This is a genomic window from Cupriavidus sp. H18C2 (genome assembly GCF_049393795.1).
Taxonomy (GTDB): Bacteria; Pseudomonadota; Gammaproteobacteria; order Burkholderiales; family Burkholderiaceae; genus Cupriavidus; species Cupriavidus pauculus_C.
The window spans coordinates 216,683-232,648 of the sequence record NZ_CP186012.1; the positions used below are offsets into that span (position 1 = coordinate 216,683).

Consider the following 15,966-nt stretch of genomic DNA (forward strand, 5'->3'; position numbering starts at 1 on the left):
GGGTATTACTCGCTTCAGATCGACACCGCGTGCGCGCGGTTGCCGAGGGCGCGCACCACACTGAACACGGTCAGCGCGGACGTCTTGGGGTTGGCCGCCAGCGGCTTGCCGCGCATGGTCAGCTCGAAGCCGCCGAATGCGCCGCGTGCTTCCACGTGGTGGACGTTCTCCACCGCCGACGGATCGGCCAGCAGCTTGACCGACGTGCGGTCCAGCCCCAGTCCGGCCAGCGACACGGTGGCCGCCACATTGGCGTTCTTGGGATAGAGCCGTGCCGCATCGCGCGCCGTGCCTTCGAAGATCACGGTCGGCTCGGTCAGCGCATCGAGGTCGAACAGCTGCTCGGCCGGCGTGCCGGTCCATGCGCGCGCCGGCTTGCGGCCCGTGTAGATGACCTCGTCCAGCCCGCCCACGCGGGCAGCCGCCAGGGCATCGATGGCGCCGATGGCACCGGACAGCAGCTGCACCTGCGTGTTGCCACGGCGTGCCGCGGCCTCCAGGCGTTCGGCCATCCCGGGCTCCGAAAGCGCGCCCACCGACACGACCAGGCACGGAATGCCGCGCTCCAGGGCCGGTACCACGTGTTCCTCCAGCGCCTGGTGGCCCGCGCATTCGACCAGCAGGTCGGGGCGCTGGTCACCGTCGGCCAGCCGCGTCGCCACGCGCACGTTGGGCGCCAGCGTCGACAGCGCGCCGCGCGCCTCGTCCATCCCGCCTTCCGGCACGATGACCACGTCGAACGCGACATCCGGATCGGACTTCAGCAGTTCCAGCACGCCGCGGCCAATCGCACCGCAACCCACCATCGACACATGCAGCATGGACATCCCCCTTCAGGCCGCTGCCGCCGCCGTATTGGCGATCGGGGCCTGCTTGTTGACCGGCGGGCCGGCAAACACGGTCTTGAAGCTGCCGATTGACAGCATGTCGATCTCCAGCAGGAACGGACCCGGCTCTACAGTTGCGGCCTCCAGCGCGGCGCCGATATCGGCCAGGTTGCTCACGCGGCGGTGGCGCAGCGCCAGCGACTGGCACAGCTGCGCATAGTCGGGCGTGTGCAGGTCCACGTAGTGGCGGCGGCCGCCGTACTGCGCGTCCTGGATGTTCTTGATCACGCCGTAGCCCTTGTCGTTCATCAGCACGATGACCATGTCGGCGCGCTCCTGCACCGCCGTGGCCAGTTCGCCCAGGTTCAGGATGAAGCCGCCATCGCCAGCCAGCGTGAACGTCTTCTTGCCCGATGCCGTGGCGGCCGCGCCCACTGCGGCGCCGATACCCATCGCCAGGCCCTGGCCGATGCCACCGCCCAGCGCATGCACGCCGGCACGCGAATCGAACAGTTGCAGGTGGCGGTTGCCCCAGGTGCTGTTTGACACGGTCACGTCGCGCACCCAGTTGAAATTGCGGCCCACGGCCTGCTGCAGCGCCTGCACCAGCGCGCTGTACGGGCCCAGGCCATCGACCAGCGCGCCCACGGCGGCGTCATGCGCGCGACGCAGGTCGGCAGCGAAGTTGTCATCGATCTGCATGCGGCCTTGCAGGCGGTCGGCCAGGCCGTCAAGCGCCAGCGCGGCGTCGCCGCTGACAAAGTCATCGCTCTGGTAGCAGCGGCCTTCGGCAGCCGGATCGGCGTCGATGCGCAGCAGCGGGCGCGGCAGCTTCAGTTCGTACTTGAGCGTCTCGTTGCCGCGCAGGCGCGATCCAACCACGACCATGGCATCGCAGGTCTGGTAGAACGTTTCCACCGGCTTGTGCAGGTTGTAGGCACCCAGCGAGCGCGGATCGTCCTCGGGCACGATGCCACGGCCCTGCGTCGACGTGACCACGCCAAAGCCCATGTCCATCAGGCGTTTGACCTGCTTGCTGGCGTTGCGCGCGCCACCGCCCAGCCACAGCATCGGACGTTTGGCCTTCAGCAGGCGCTCGGCCAGCGCATCGAGCGCATGGGCCGACGGCTGGTGTTGCGGCACCGGCAGCGGCTTCAGGTCGTTCGGCATCGGAATCAATGCCGCCTGGATGTCGATGGGGATCTCCACGCTGACCGGGCCAGTCGGCGCCGTCAGCGCGGTCTGCACGGCGAGCTTGATCGTCGAGATGGCGGTGTCGGCGCTGCGGATGCGGAAGGCGGCCTTCGACACGGCCTTCAGCATCGTGAGCTGATCGGGTGCTTCGTGGATGTAGGCCAGGCTCTGGTCCAGGTACGGCGTTTCGATCTGGCCCGTGATGTGCAGCATCGGCGTGCCGGCCGTCAGCGCTTCCACCATGGCGCCGGCGGCATTGCCTGCGGCGGTGCCGGTGCTGGTCAGGCACACGCCCAGACTGCCCGTGGTGCGGGCGTAGGCGTCGGCCATGTTGGTGCCGCCCGCTTCGCCGCGCGCGGGAACGAAGCGGATCTTGCAGCGTTCGCCCATCGCATCGAGGATGGGCATGTTGTGGATCGAGATCACGCCGAATGCAGCCTTGACGCCGCACTGTTCGAGGAAGGCTGCAATGGCGCAGCCCACGGTGACTTGTTGTTGCTCGTTACGCATGACGGGAGAGTCCTCCGGAAATATCGATGTGGCTGCCCGTGGTGTACGAAGACAACGGCGAGGCAAGGAACAGGATGGCGCGCGCGGCTTCCTGCGGCAGGCCGAGACGGCCCAGTTGAATGTGCTTCTGCCGGGCCAGACGCGCGGTCCACGCGGTCCAGTCCAGATGGCGGTCCTCGTCGGGGCGCGCGTCGAAGCGGCGGCGCCACTGGCCCGATTCCACCAGGCCGATCAGGATGCCGTTGACGCGCACGCCCTTGGGCGCGAACTCGGTGGCCAGCGAGCGCACGAGGTTATGCACCCCGGCACGCGCTGCGGACGTGGCCACCATATGGGGCTCCGGCTGCGTGGCCAGCAGCGAGTTCACGCAGACCATGGCGCCCTGCTTCGATTGCTCCAGCTGGGGCAGGAACGCGCGCGTCGGGTGGATCACCGAGAAGAACTTGAGCTGCAGTTCCTCGACCCAGGCCGCGTCCTCTGTGGTGGCGAACGTCGACACGCGGCCCTGGCCGGCGTTGTTGACGAGCATGTCCACGTTGCCCAGTTCGCGCGCCACGTCGGCGGCAAAGGCGTTGACCTGTTCCGGCTTGAGCACGTCGCAGGTGGCCGCGTACAGGCGGCAACCGGCAAAGCGCTCGCGCAACGCGGCTTCGGCGCTGCGCAGGCGGGCTTCGTCACGGCCGCACATGGCTACGGCGGCGCCCGCTTCCAGCAATAATTCGACCGTGGCCAGCCCAATGCCGGAGGACCCGCCGGTCACGACGGCTACGTTGCCGTCGAGTTCAATCATGGACATCGAATCCCCTCTCCCCTCTTCCATCAATCGCGATACATGGCGACCAACTGGCCCGGCGCGCGCCTGGCGTGCCGATGGGGCCGGTAGCCAAGCAGGCGCGACAGTTCTCCTGCGGTTTCCCTGACTTTCCCGACCATGCGGTCGAGTTCTTCCTGCGGCAGCCGCGACGCCGGAATCGTGGCGCCCAGCGCGGCGGCAACCTTGCCGGTGCGGTCGCGCACTGGCGCCGCGATGGTCGAAATGCTGGCTTCGAAGAAGCCTTCGTGCAGCACGTAGCCACGCTGCTGCACCTGTTGCACCAGTTCGTGCAGCGCTTCCACGGTGCGCGGCGTGCTGTCCGAATAAACCTGCAGCTGCGCTTCCGGATACAGCTCGCGCAGCTGCTGAAGATCCATGTCCTCCAGCAGCACGTGGCCCAGCACCGTGGCATGCGCGGGCAGGCGTGCGCCCACGTTGATGTTGCTGGCGAACGGCCGCGACGCCGCGGCCTTGGCCACGTACACCACCGAGCGCCCGTCGCGTACGACGAGATTGCACGGGTATTCGATGTCGTCGCGCAGGCGGTTCAGCAGCGGCCCGCCCAGTTCGGTCAGCTCCAGCGATGCCAGGTAGTCGAAGCCCAGCCGCAGCACCGCCAAACCCAGCCGGTACTCGCGGCCGCCGTCGGCGCGCTCCACATAGCCCGTGGATTCCAGCGTGGCCAGCAGGCGGAACACCGTGGAACGCGGCACGTTCAGGCGGCGCGACAGGTCGGCCGCCGACAGCACGCGGTCGCGCGCGCTGAATTCGGCCAGCAGGCGCAGGCCACGTTCCAGGCCCGGGACGATGTACCTGTCCAGGCTTTCGGCGGGCAGCGCGCTGTCTGCTGCGGATGGATTGGCGCTCATGGCAGGGGCTCGGCGTGTCGGTGGCAGGTCAGCGCTTGACCTTGGTGAGCGGATGCTCGGGCGGATAGGTCGGCGTGATCGGCTTCTTCGCGCCCAGCATCACGCACATCAGCGCGTCTTCCTCGCCGATGTTGATTTCCTCGCGGTACACGCCCGGCGGCACCGACACCAGGTCACGGTCGGTCAGGATGGTCTCGAAGCGTTCGCCGTCCTTTTCCAGCACCAGCTTGATCTTGCCGCGCAGGATGAAGAACACCTCTTCCACATCGGTGTGCAGGTGCGACGGGCCTTCGTGGCCGGCCGGGATGATCATGGTCGAGAACGTGAAGTGCTCCGACGGCACGGTATTGGTGTCGGCGGCAACGCCGGTGCCGCCCGTGCCCAGGTAGCGCATCTGGGCGCGGCGGTACTTCGGGTCGTAGTCGGCCTGGAACTTCAGCGCGTCCCAGTCGTAGCGGCGCGTGCTGAAGCGCGCCACGCGCGATTCCATCCACTTGTCGAACGAGGCGCCCTCAGGCTGCTCCCAGCTGCGCTTGATGTTTTCCTGTTGCGACAGATCGCTCATTTCCATTTCCCCTGGAGTGTTTGGTTATTGCATGACAAAGCCGCCGTTGACCGCCAGCGTCTGGCCGGTCACGAAACGGGCGAGGTCGGACAGCGCGAACAGCACGGCGCCGCAGACGTCATCGGGTACCTGTTCGCGCTGGATGGCGCGCTGGTTGCGGTATAGGTCGTGCCGGTGCTGCGGCACGTATTCGGTGGCTTCCACCAGCGTCAGGCCGGGCGCCACGGCATTGACCGTGACGTTCGCATCGCCGAGTTCACGGGCCAGCGAGCGGGTCATGCCGATGATGGCGCTCTTGCTGGCCACATAGGCCAGCAGGTTCGGCGCGCCCCACAGCGGGGTGTCCGATGCCAGGTTGATCACCGCGCCCCGGCCGCTGGCGCGCAACGCCGGCGTGCAGGCGGCCGTCATCAGCCACGTGCCGCGCACGTTCACGTTCATCACGCGGTCCCACGTGGCGACGTCAAGCTCGGTCAGGCCACGGCCGCCGGAATCGGTCACCGCACCGTTGTTGACCAGGCCGTCCAGGCCGCCCAACGCTTCGGCGGCGGCACTGGCGCAGGCCTGCACCGAAGCTGGCTCGTTCAGGTCGAGCTGCAGCGGCACCACCTTGAAGCCACGTGACTTCAGCGCGGCGGCCGATTCCTGGACGCGGTCGGCCAGGATGTCGGCCATGGCTACGCTGCCGCCGGCTTCGGCGATGGCCGTTGCAAAGGCCAGGCCCAGGCCGCGCGCGGCGCCGGTGACCAGCACCTTGCGGCCGGCCAGCAGGTTTGCGTACTGGCGATCAGGCATGGCTGTGGGCTCCGGCCACCGGCTGCAGCATGGCCACCGGGTCGTCGGCCACCTCGGCATCGGCGCGGCGCTTCAGCAGGCGGCGTACACGCGTGATGCCGGCATCGTGCGCGTAGAGCATTTCGTGATCGCGCGCGCCCGGGGCCATCGACTCCAGCACCACGCGGTCCTGTTCCAGCACGTCCCAGTGCAGGCCTTCCAGGCGGTTGCGATACAGGAAGCGCCACACGTCGCGCTCCCAGCCCTGCACCTGGCGGGTACGCCAGAAGAACACCATGCAGTGCTCTTCATCCACCGGCGTGGCGATGCCGACGATGCCGAACGGGCCGCCGGGGCCCACCTTGTCGCGATACGGGATCGACAGGCGCAGCCACAGCGTGCCGGTCTCGCCAAATTCCACCCAGTCGAAGTTCACGCCGCGCTGGCCGGTCTTTTCGAAGACCAGGCCATGATCGGTTTCCACGACCTGCATCACGGCGGACTTCTCTCCGCTGGCCATCGAGTGCGACACCGCATGCAGGTAGGCGCCGTGCATCGGGTCCATGACGTTGTCGATGGCGTAGCGGTAGTTGCAGTCCCAGTGCGCCACGCACAGGAAGTTGCTGTGTTCCTCGCTGACCAGTTCCTCGGGCAGGCGCAGCGCATCGGCCTCGGTGGGCGCGCGGTCGCCGAACCACAGGAAGATGGCGCCGGCCTGCTCTTCCACGGGATAGCTGCGCACGCAGGTGCGGCCTTCCAGCGGGCAGTTGTCCACGGCCGGCACGCTCTTCACCTGGCCATCGCCACCCACTTCCACGCCGTGATACCAGCAGGCCACGCGGTCGCCGAGGTTCCACCCCATCGACAGACGCGCGCCACGGTGCGGGCAGCGGTCTTCCAGCGCGTTGAGCTTGCCGGCGTTGTCACGCCACACCACGATGTTCTGGCCCAGGCGCGTGATGCCGATCGGGGCGTGCGTGACCTGCCACGACGCAGCCACCGGATACCAGTAGTTGCGCAGGCCGGTGTTCAGGCGCGCTTCGGCGCGTGCTTGCTTGTTCGATTCCATGTCTGTCTTCTCGCTTGTCGTCTCGGCCGGCGCTCAGGCGCCCAGGCGGCGCATTTCGGAGAGGAAGCGTTCCTCGGTCCACGACTGGCCGTCGGCAGCCAGGAAACCGGATTGATTGAACGCACGCACGATGTCTTCCGGAGATTTGGCACCGCCCCCGAAGGCGGCTTCCAGCGCGTCGCCCAGCGCGGTCTCGTAGGCGGTGGGCGCGGCGGCGCGCGTCTGCCAGACGATGTTGATCACGTGGCCAGGCTTCTCGATATGACCCTTGCCGGCGACGTTGTTGGGCGCGGGACGCTCCCAGGGAACCAGGTTCGGGTTGTACGCGAGGCTTTCCATTGCGCTTTGCTCCATAGCTTGCTTTGTGGGGGGCGGCTGGCTCAATCCGCTGTCGCGCTCCATCGGCCTGACACTGTTGCGTTTTACCTATGAAACACGAGTTTAGATATTGAACACAGGTACGACTATAGACAACGACGGTTTAAAGATTGATCGGGGTTAACCCGCGCGGCGGAGGGCCGCTTGGCCGATATCCGGCCAAGGGGACGCGGGCGCGTGACTCAGGCGCCGGGAATGGCGTTGCGAATCAACTGTGCGACCGCGCGAGGCTGCTCGATGTAGCAGGCGTGTCCGGCATCGGCAATGGCATGAAATGGCAGGCCGAAGCGTTCGGCCATCGCCGCGGACGCCTCGGGCGTAGTGACCACGTCCTGCGCTCCGCATCCCACTTCGACCGGACGCTGGGTCGCTTCCAGATAGCGGCCGATGTCGTCGCCGCTCAGCAGCGCCACGGCCTGTCGATAGCCATCGGCGTTCAGCCGCTGCATGTTCCAGCGCACCCATGCCTGGGCGTCCGGTGTGGCCGCCGGGCTGAGCAGCCGGGTGGGGCCGCGTTGCGCGAGCCCGTCCACACCCAGTGTTTCCAGCGATGCGATGCGCTGCCGGGCCACTTCACGCGATTTCTCTTCGTTGCCCGGCGCGCCATATCCCAGCGCGGGGCTCAGCAGCAGGAACCGGTCTGGCTGCAGTGCGTCGGGCGCATGGGCGGCATAGCCGGCGGCCATCAAGGCACCGAGCGAATGACCCACGATCAGATCGGGCCGTACTTGTAGCGCCGCCAGCATCGCTTCGAGCCGCATCGCATAGTCGCGCGCGGTCGGCGCGGGCATTGGCAGCGGCGACGACTGGCCGTAGCCCGGCGCATCCCATGCGATCACGCGCGCGTGGGCGGCCAGCAGGCTCGCGCACGGCAGCCACGACGCCGCCCCGGAACTGATGCCGTGCAGCAGCACGACCACCGGGCCCCGCGAGCCGCCGATGCGGCAGGCCAAGCGCGTACCGTCGGGGCCGGTCATTACCAGGCGCTCGGCGAAGTGGCTATCCAGCGCGGCCAGCAGGTCGACGCCGGGAGCGGGTGCGGATTGGCGCACAGAATGTTCCATATATGAAATACAGGTTTGCGAATAAAACTTCTCGACTATAGGCGCAGACTTTCGGTTCGTGGGATCAGGGTAAACAGGGAGAAAAACCGGGGCGTTTTCGCGCTGCCCGGAAGCGGTGCGCGGTGCCTCAAACCTGTGTCGCCATCATGCGGAGACCAGCAAACCGCGAAACCCGCGTCGCGTATGGCCTGGCATCCCGAAGCGCGCGAAATGTCTGCAGTTGCCTCGCTTCAACGCAGTGCGCCACGCACCACGCCCGTACGGGCGGCGCCCCTCCACGGAGTGGCATGCGGACGGCACAGCGCTGTCACTGCACGACCTCATTAGGGTTCGTACCTATCTACGCCTTGTCGGGCCATGCCTATATTCCGCTCAACGTTTCCTATGCAGTTCATTGTTTTACTAATGAAACACAAAGACACGGCAGCCCCCATACCGTTGCCAGCGGAAACGTCCACGACAAGCCCACAAGACAAGAGAAGGAAACGGTAGATGAAGATCGCAAAGTACGCGGCGGGCCTGCTCGCAGTCGCGCCCCTGCTGGCCTGCGCCCAGTCCGTCACCATGTATGGCGTGGTGGACACCGGCGTGGAATTCGTCAACAACGTCGGCGCCGCCGGCAACAGCGTGGTGCGCATGAACACGCTGACCGGCACCGTGCCGTCGCGCTGGGGCCTGCGCGGCACCGAGGACCTGGGCAATGGCCTGAAGAGCGTGTTCGTGCTCGAAGGCGGCTTCGCGCCCGACTCCGGCAATGCCAACCAGGGCGGCCGCCTGTTCGGGCGCCAGGCGCTGGTGGGCCTGTCGTCGAACAAGTGGGGCCAGGTCTCGTTCGGGCGCCAGTACACGATGCTGTTCTGGGCCACGCTCGACCCGGACATCCTGGGGCCGAACGCCTTCGGCTCCGGTTCGCTGGACAGCTACCTGCCCAACACCCGGGCCGACAATGCCGTGGCCTACAAGGGCACGTTCGGCGGCCTGACCGTGGGCGCAACGTACAGCTTTGGCCGCGATACGGCCAACGCCGGCCCCAGCCCGTCCGGCACCAACTGCGCCGGCGAAAACCCCGCCAGCAAGAGCCAGTGCCGCGAATGGTCGGCCATGATCGGCTGGGACCAGAAATGGTGGGGCATCACGGCCGCCTATGACTCGCAGCGGGGCGGCCCGGGCGCCTTTGGCGGCCTGACCAGCGCCAGCCTGCGCGACGACCGCGCATCGATTGCCGGCTACGTGCTGCTGGATCGCACCAAGCTTGGCGCCGGCGTGATCCGCCGCGAAAACCAGGGCAGCACGACGCCGCTGTCGGAGCTGTACTACATCGGCGCGGCCTACGACATCACGCCCGCCTTCACGCTGGCCGGCCAGGTCTACTACCTGAACTACCAGAACAGCGCCAACAAGGCGATGCTGTACGCCGTGCGCGGCATGTACAACTTCAGCAAGCGTACGGCGGTGTATGCCACGGCCGGCTATATCAACAACGACGGCACGCTGGCAATGTCCGTGAGCGGCGCGCAGGCCGGTGCAAACCCGAAGCCGGGCGGCCAGCAGTTCGGCGCCATGGTCGGCATCAAGCACGTGTTCTAACGGAGTCGCCCATATGAAACCGAACCTCGTCCGCCGCGTCGTCCTGGGGGCGATTGGCGCCGCCATCGGCACCGCCGCGCTGCTGAGCACCGCTCCGTCCATCGCAAAAGGCAACTATCCCGGCAAGCCGATCACCATCGTGGTGGCCTACCCCGCCGGTGGCGACACCGACGTGTTGGCCCGCCTGATGGCTGAAAAGCTCGCCGGGCGCCTGAAGCAGTCGGTGGTGGTGGAGAACCGCACCGGCGCCGCCGGCACCATCGGCAGCGCCTATGTGGCGCGCGCCGCCCCCGACGGCTACACGCTGCTGCTGGCGCCCAACACCGTGTCGATCGCGCCGCTGGTGCTGAAGGCCGGTACCGGCGCCAGCTACGACGTGCTCAACGACCTCACGCCGATTGCCGAGCTTGGCACGCAGTCGTTGTTCGTGGTGGTGAACAAGAACAGCGGCATCGGCAAGATGAGCGACCTTGTGGCGCGCGCCAAGGCCGGCAAGCTCGAAACCTATGCCACGCCGGGCAACGGATCGCCGATGCACATCATGGGCGAGCTGTTCAACAAGTCGGCCAACGTCAAGATCTCGCAGGTGCCCTACCGGGGCACGGCGCCGGCCATCGTCGACGTGCTCGGCGGCCAGGTGCCGATGACCTACGTCACCTACGGCGCCGTGGCCCAGTACGTGGGCAACGGCACCCTGGTGCCGCTGGCCGTGGCCGACCAGAAGCGCTCGCCGTTCGCGCCGAACGTGCCGACGCTGGCCGAACTGGGCTACAAGGATGTCGAGATCGGCGCCTGGCAGGCCCTGCTGGGCCCGAAGAACCTGCCGCCGGAAATCGTCCGCCTGCTGAATGGCCACGTGAACGAGATCCTGAAGCAACCCGACGTGGTGGCACGCATGGCCACGATTGCCGTGACCCCGGTGGGTGGTGAACCGGCCGTACTGCAGAAGCTGATAGCCGCCGACTACGCGCGCTATACCCGGCTGGTGAAGGAGTTCGCGATCCAGGCCGACTGAGCCCGCGAACGGCTTTGGCACATCCTGATGGAAGTAGCACTGATGGCCCCGCTTGATGCGGGGCTATTTTTCTCGTTTGACCAGCGTCAGAGAGATTGCGCCAAGCGTACTTCATCATGCTCGGGTTCCTCGCGGGCCGAACGACACCCCTCCGCTACGGTGGATTGATGCTCGAAGCCGCCGGATCGCCCGAACCATTCCGACGCCAGCAATCTATGCCATTCTCCAAGCTGCCTGCAGTTGCCGCCCTACCGCTGATTGGTGCTGCGGTTCTCTACTCGACATCCTATGACCAGCGCCCATCTGAGTGGGGCCAGCAGGTATAGCGATCCAACGCTCTTTTCGGCGATCTGCAGCCGAATCCGGTGTGCAAGAGTGGTCATTTTGGGTTTCCGTTCAGATTGCTTGAGTTACTGAGCCTTCAATCTAGTGCCGCGCAATTCGGATTTCGAGACGGCATTGGCTCAACAAGATGCGCGAAAAGATCAAAGGGCGCGCGTCACTGCCCATCGCGTGCCAGGCGGCGCCATTGCCCCGGCGTCATTCGCATTTTTTCGGTGAACACGCGCCGGAATGCCGCCACGGACCGGTAGCCGACCGAGTCCGCCACGGCTTCGGTGCTCGCGCCGGGCTTCCTCAGTTCGTTGGCCGCCAGGCTCAAGCGCATATCGGTCAGCAGGTCGCTTGCGGAGCGCCCGAGACTGGCTTGGAAATGACGCATGAAGGTGGCACGCGACATGCTGCACAAGTCCGCCAGTTCTGTCAGGTTCCAGGGCCGCGCCGGCTCGGCAAACATGGCAGAAATCGCCGGGGCCAGTCGTGGATGGCCGGCAAGCGCCAGCGATGGAAGTCCCGCTGGTGCTCCGACGGATTCGAGTTCCGGTGCGACGACGGCACGCCGCCGCGCGTAGCGTTGGGTGGGATTCTCAAATCAACGCTTCATCCAGTCGTCGCGCTGACGTCCGCTGGAGGTATTTCAGCAGCCTGCTAGTCCAGCGACGAGACAAAGCGCTTGCGGTACTCCGCCGGGGTGACCCCCACCACGCGCAGGAAGGCCCGGCGCAGCGTGTCGACGCTGGAGAACCCGCACGCGGCCGCCACCTGCTTGGGCACGATATTGCCTTCCTCCAGCAACTGGCGCGCCGCCGTGACCCGCGCGGCCTCCACCCAGCTTGCCGGCGTCACGCCCACTTCTTCCTGGAACAGCCGCGACAGGTGCCGGGCGCTGACGCCGATCCGCGCGGCCAGGCTTGGCACGTCGTGCGCGGCCGCCGGATGCGCGGCAATCCAGCGCTGCAGCTCCTGCAACGCGGCCCGGTTGGCGGCCGCGGGCGCCTCGCGGCGGCTGAACTGGCCCTGTCCGCCCGGCCGCTTGAAGAACATCACGAGCTGGCTGGCCACCTTCAGCGCGATGTCCCGCCCAAGGTCTTCCTCGATCAGCGCCAGCGCCAGATCCATGCCCGCCGTGACGCCGGCCGCCGTGCGCACCTTGCCGTCGCGCACGTGGATGGCATCGGCATCCACGGCCACGCGCGGAAAACGGGCCGCCAGCGCGTCGGCGGCGGCCCAGTGCGTGGTCACGCGGCGGCCATCGAGCAGCCCAGCCTCGGCCAGCAGGAACGCACCGCTGCACACCGAGCCGTAGCGCCGCGCCGTGGGCGCCACCCGGCGAAGCCAGTCCAGCGCCAGCGGGTCGGCCGGGGCGTCGGCCGCGTGCGGCGCGCCGGCCACCAGCAGCGTGTGGATGCGCGACGGGTGCCGGCCGTCCCGATCATCCGCGATCACGATGTCGGGCAGCAGCCGCGCGCCTGACGACGCCGTGAGGGGCCCCGCGCGCAGCGCCACCACGCGCATCTGGTAGACCGGCGTCCCGGCCTGGACGTTGGCTTCGGCAAAGACATCGAGCGGCCCCGATACGTCCAGCAACTGGACGCCTTCGATGGCCAGCAGGGCGATGGTGCGGGTAGCGGGCATGTCCGGATCTTCCAGCTATGTCTCATTACGTCGTATCACGACGATTGAAGACATGCTACGCCGACTCCTAGACTCAGGGCAACCCCCAACCGCACAGGAGTCCACCATGCGTTTCACCATCGGCGACATTGCCATCCCCGACAGCCAGCTTGCGCGCGAGATTACCGAACTGGTCCGCGATACCGAGTCGCCGCTGCTATTCCATCATTCGAGCCGCGTCTACTACTGGGCCGCGCTGGCCGGCCACCATCGCGGGCTGGGCTTCGACCCCGAACTGCTCTACGCGGGCGCGATGTTCCACGACATGGGCCTGACGCCCGCGCACGGCAGCCCGGACAAGCGGTTCGAGGTGGACGGCGCCAATGCCGCGGCCGATTTCCTGCGCAGCCGGGGCATCGGCGAGCGCGAGGTGGAGAAGGTCTGGACGGCCATCGCCCTGCACACGACCCCAGGCATCCCGGAGTTCATGGCGCCCGAGATCGCCCTGGTCACCGCCGGCGTGGAGATGGACGTGCTGGGCATCCGCTACGACACGTTCGCCGATGCCGACCGCGAGGCGGTGGTGCACGCCCACCCGCGCACGGCTCACTTCAAGGAAGACATCATTCAGGCGTTCTACGACGGCATCCGCCACAAGCCCGACACGACGTTCGGCAACGTCAAGGCCGACGTGCTGGCCGACAAGGACCCGCACTTCCATCGCGGCAACTTCTGCAGCGTGATCCGCAGCTCGGCCTGGCGCGGCTGACTAGCCCGGCCCGGCCGCGATGCGCTGCACCAGCGCGGTCATCGCGCGCAGGCCCACGGGCTTTTCGAGCAAGAGGTCCGCACCAGCGCCAGGCCATCCATGCCAGGCAGCCCGACGTCGGTCAGCAGCAGCGCCGCCCCGCCCTGCCGCCACGCGGCCCAGGCGTCGTCGCCGCGCGCGCAGGCCACCACCTCGCAGCCGCCGATACGCAGCAGTTGCTTCTGCATCATCAGCAGGTAGGCGGGATGGTCCTCGGCAATCACCACGCGCGGCAGCGGCGCCGTGAGGCTTTCCCCCGCAAGCCCGGAGGTTCGCCGTTTTGCACAATCTGGAAGCTGGGCGTCACTGCATCGACGTTTTCCGCGTTTTGTCGCCCATTTCCGGCCGCATTGCCGGGATTACTGCAACTGCGGACGGATTTGTCCCAGCGAGCGCATGCGCACGAGGTTGAAGGCGGCCATGCTCAGCACAAACATCTGATCGACTTTCTTCAGGCCGCGCACCATCCCATTGAAACGAACGAGACAACCAGCGATACGACGGATACAAGATGGCCTGCCGTCACCGACATTTCTCGAAGTCCTCGATTCCTAGGCGGATCGATATGACCGCATTTTCTTTGAGGTTAACGGGATCGAATGTCTGCATAGCTACTTCCTAGCCCCCAAAAGAAAGCCTCCCGAGGGAGGCTTCTGGCCAATTATTTTGAGTCTAGCTCGCGACGCGAAGACGTCGGCCTGCCAGCACAGAACCTCGCACCGTTGGCTCTTCAATTTTGCCGCGCCTGGTCGCCGTAGTACGCGTCGCCAGGGCGAACGCCGCCAATCGCGCACGAATGGCTTCCGGCGATTCAAATTCCACGTGCTTACGCACGCGACGCGTGGTATTGGCTTTCATGGTTCCGCTCCTTCAGCGGCTGCGGACAATTCGTCCCGCAGGTCCCGCTCAAGTCTCTCGATTTTACCTTTTTCCTTGACTTCGCGGTGACTCACAATCCACTTGTCGGAGAGGGGTGCCGTGAGTACGGAACGCAAGGAGATGGCAGCGCTGGCCGTGCTGACCGCGCGCCTTGGCGCCCGGCAGGCGCTACTGACCGTGGCGCGGGGAGCGATCCCTACAACGACGCCGGACAGATTTATGCAAGCCAACCACTTCGTCAGAGCTCAAGGTTGCAAAAAGGGGGGTGATCATAGATTTTTCTTGTTGCGCAGCGATTCACGCCATAACCGCCGCTACCCGAAACACATTCCTTTCCGGATCTGCGAGCACGGTCTGCCATTGCCCGTAGTACGTCTCGAACGGTGCCTTGACGATGGTGCCGCCGAGGCTCCCTATCAGGTCCGCTACCGCATCGACGCGTGACGGCGTTTCCACCATGAACGTGGCGTAGGCGATGGTCGGTGCGGTTACACCTTCGATCGGTTGCCGCGATGTGAGCCCCAGCAACTCATACGCGGGCTTTGCATTGAAACCGAACTGGAAGTCCGCGGTTTCGAGCGCGCAATAGATCGCAGAGCGACTCGACGCGGCTTCGGGCAAATCGAGTACGTGTTGATAGAACGCGAGTTGTGCGTCGATGTCCCGGCATAGCAGGTTGAACCAGAGCTTCATAAGACGGCCTCCGGCACGTAGGTCTTGCGGTACATCTCCGTCAGATGCTCACCCGCTGTGCACGGCGCAAAGCGCGGTGTCTCGCCATCGGCCACAGTGCCTGGCACCGGTTCGATCCGCGCGAGGTAGTCGGGCTCGTAGAAGAACGGAATCGAGTAGCGTGGCAAGCCGTTCGAATGCACATTGCGCACGCGATGCGGATTCGAGTGATAGTGGCCGTTGGTCCAGCGCGGCACCATGTCGCCGAGGTTCACTACGAAGCAATCCGTCATCGGCGTAGCGGCCACCCATTCGCCGTCCGGCATCCGTACTTCGAGTCCACCGTGCTGGTCTTGCGCGAGGATGGTCACGGCGCCCCAGTCGGTATGCGCACCAGCGCCGAACGTTCTCTCATCGGCATCGGCGGGATGCGCCGGATAGCGGATCATGCGCAGCGTCACCATCGGACTGTTGCTCGTGTGATCGAAGTAGTTTTCAGGCAGGTCCAGCGACAGAGCCATCAACTGCATGAGCCGGCGCGCGAGCGTCAGCATCGCGTCGATATACGTCTGACATTGCGCGGGCGCCTGCGGCAGTTCGGACGGCCACTGGTTGTGACCATAGGTCTGGTAGCCCGCCATCACATAGGGATGGTCATCGGGGTACGCCATGCCGCAATAGAAACTCTCCTTGAGATCGGGTCGCGCTGCGGCATCGAGTCGTTGATCACCGAGGTTCTCGAAACCGCGCATTGTGGGCGAGTTTCCCATGGCGAGCGCTTGGCGTGTGGCCTCCGGCAGATCCATCAGCGCCTTGGCCAGCGCGAACTGCTTCGCGATCAGTTCGCGTGGCACGCCGTGATGGCGAATGTAGAAGAAGCCCGATGACATCGCCGCTGCACGAAACGCCTGAGCCACTTCGGCGCTGCGCGGCGCACCAGGCGTCAAGGCATCGGCGAGATCGATCATGGGAATCGACATGATGCTGG

Annotated in this window: 17 protein-coding genes and 1 pseudogene; 3 read left to right on the top strand and 15 right to left on the bottom strand. The window is 66.3% G+C overall.

Features of this window, described 5'->3' with window-relative positions:
• Positions 1-14: 14 nt before the first annotated feature.
• The 9 genes from EPAKOI_RS26335 to EPAKOI_RS26375 all read right to left on the bottom strand — a co-directional run bounded on the left by EPAKOI_RS26335 (position 15) and on the right by EPAKOI_RS26375 (position 8,064).
• Positions 15-821 (bottom strand): aspartate dehydrogenase, encoded by an 807-nt coding sequence (locus EPAKOI_RS26335; RefSeq protein WP_215530781.1) that lies wholly within the window; start codon positions 819-821, stop codon positions 15-17.
• Positions 822-833: 12 nt separating this feature from the next.
• On the bottom strand, positions 834-2,531 hold the full coding sequence (locus EPAKOI_RS26340) for a thiamine pyrophosphate-binding protein (RefSeq protein ID WP_423194627.1): 1,698 nt from the start codon (positions 2,529-2,531) through the stop codon (positions 834-836).
• A complete protein-coding gene (locus EPAKOI_RS26345; protein ID WP_423194628.1) occupies positions 2,524-3,327 on the bottom strand; it encodes an SDR family oxidoreductase in 804 nt (267 codons plus the stop codon). Before EPAKOI_RS26345 ends, EPAKOI_RS26340 begins: the two co-directional genes overlap by 8 nt.
• 23 nt (positions 3,328-3,350) lie before the next feature.
• On the bottom strand, positions 3,351-4,214 hold the full coding sequence (locus EPAKOI_RS26350) for an IclR family transcriptional regulator (protein ID WP_423194629.1): 864 nt from the start codon (positions 4,212-4,214) through the stop codon (positions 3,351-3,353).
• Positions 4,215-4,242: 28 nt separating this feature from the next.
• Entirely contained in the window at positions 4,243-4,779 is a 537-nt protein-coding gene (locus EPAKOI_RS26355) for a cupin domain-containing protein (RefSeq protein ID WP_215530777.1), read from the bottom strand.
• 24 nt (positions 4,780-4,803) lie between these two features.
• Positions 4,804-5,574, bottom strand: coding sequence for an SDR family oxidoreductase (locus tag EPAKOI_RS26360; protein WP_124686939.1), 771 nt, complete (start codon positions 5,572-5,574; stop codon positions 4,804-4,806).
• On the bottom strand, positions 5,567-6,622 hold the full coding sequence (locus EPAKOI_RS26365; protein ID WP_423194630.1) for a Rieske 2Fe-2S domain-containing protein: 1,056 nt from the start codon (positions 6,620-6,622) through the stop codon (positions 5,567-5,569). The genes EPAKOI_RS26360 and EPAKOI_RS26365 overlap by 8 nt, the downstream gene beginning before the upstream one ends.
• A 33-nt stretch (positions 6,623-6,655) precedes the next feature.
• On the bottom strand, positions 6,656-6,961 hold the full coding sequence (locus EPAKOI_RS26370; protein WP_423194631.1) for a recombinase-like helix-turn-helix domain-containing protein: 306 nt from the start codon (positions 6,959-6,961) through the stop codon (positions 6,656-6,658).
• A gap of 221 nt (positions 6,962-7,182) precedes the next feature.
• Positions 7,183-8,064, bottom strand: coding sequence for an alpha/beta fold hydrolase (locus tag EPAKOI_RS26375; protein ID WP_423194632.1), 882 nt, complete (start codon positions 8,062-8,064; stop codon positions 7,183-7,185).
• A 492-nt stretch (positions 8,065-8,556) separates the two neighbouring features.
• Between EPAKOI_RS26375 and EPAKOI_RS26380 the strand changes: the two genes are divergently transcribed.
• Together EPAKOI_RS26380 and EPAKOI_RS26385 are read left to right on the top strand one after the other, a co-directional pair.
• Positions 8,557-9,651, top strand: a complete 1,095-nt coding sequence (locus EPAKOI_RS26380) for a porin (protein WP_423194633.1) — start codon at positions 8,557-8,559, stop codon at positions 9,649-9,651.
• Between the two features lie 13 nt (positions 9,652-9,664).
• Positions 9,665-10,666, top strand: coding sequence for a Bug family tripartite tricarboxylate transporter substrate binding protein (locus EPAKOI_RS26385; protein ID WP_423194634.1), 1,002 nt, complete (start codon positions 9,665-9,667; stop codon positions 10,664-10,666).
• Between the two features lie 499 nt (positions 10,667-11,165).
• Here EPAKOI_RS26385 and EPAKOI_RS26390 read toward each other — a convergent pair.
• Positions 11,166-11,540, bottom strand: a pseudogene (locus tag EPAKOI_RS26390) (helix-turn-helix domain-containing protein); the annotation flags it as partial.
• A 113-nt stretch (positions 11,541-11,653) separates the two neighbouring features.
• On the bottom strand, positions 11,654-12,640 hold the full coding sequence (locus EPAKOI_RS26395) for a GlxA family transcriptional regulator (RefSeq protein WP_423194635.1): 987 nt from the start codon (positions 12,638-12,640) through the stop codon (positions 11,654-11,656).
• 106 nt (positions 12,641-12,746) lie between these two features.
• Between EPAKOI_RS26395 and EPAKOI_RS26400 the strand changes: the two genes are divergently transcribed.
• Positions 12,747-13,388, top strand: coding sequence for an HD domain-containing protein (locus tag EPAKOI_RS26400; protein WP_124686946.1), 642 nt, complete (start codon positions 12,747-12,749; stop codon positions 13,386-13,388).
• A gap of 38 nt (positions 13,389-13,426) precedes the next feature.
• Here the strand turns inward: EPAKOI_RS26400 and EPAKOI_RS26405 are convergent, their stop codons facing one another.
• The 4 genes from EPAKOI_RS26405 to EPAKOI_RS26420 all read right to left on the bottom strand — a co-directional run bounded on the left by EPAKOI_RS26405 (position 13,427) and on the right by EPAKOI_RS26420 (position 15,958).
• Entirely contained in the window at positions 13,427-13,654 is a 228-nt protein-coding gene (locus tag EPAKOI_RS26405) for a response regulator (protein WP_423194636.1), read from the bottom strand.
• A gap of 445 nt (positions 13,655-14,099) precedes the next feature.
• Positions 14,100-14,285 (bottom strand): hypothetical protein, encoded by a 186-nt coding sequence (locus EPAKOI_RS26410; protein ID WP_423194637.1) that lies wholly within the window; start codon positions 14,283-14,285, stop codon positions 14,100-14,102.
• Positions 14,286-14,603: 318 nt separating this feature from the next.
• Complete coding sequence (locus tag EPAKOI_RS26415; RefSeq protein ID WP_124686947.1) at positions 14,604-14,999, bottom strand: VOC family protein; 396 nt, start codon at positions 14,997-14,999, stop codon at positions 14,604-14,606.
• Positions 14,996-15,958: an isopenicillin N synthase family dioxygenase gene (locus tag EPAKOI_RS26420; RefSeq protein WP_423194638.1), complete on the bottom strand. Its 963-nt coding sequence runs from the start codon at positions 15,956-15,958 to the stop codon at positions 14,996-14,998. The genes EPAKOI_RS26415 and EPAKOI_RS26420 overlap by 4 nt, the downstream gene beginning before the upstream one ends.
• Positions 15,959-15,966 lie beyond the last annotated feature (8 nt).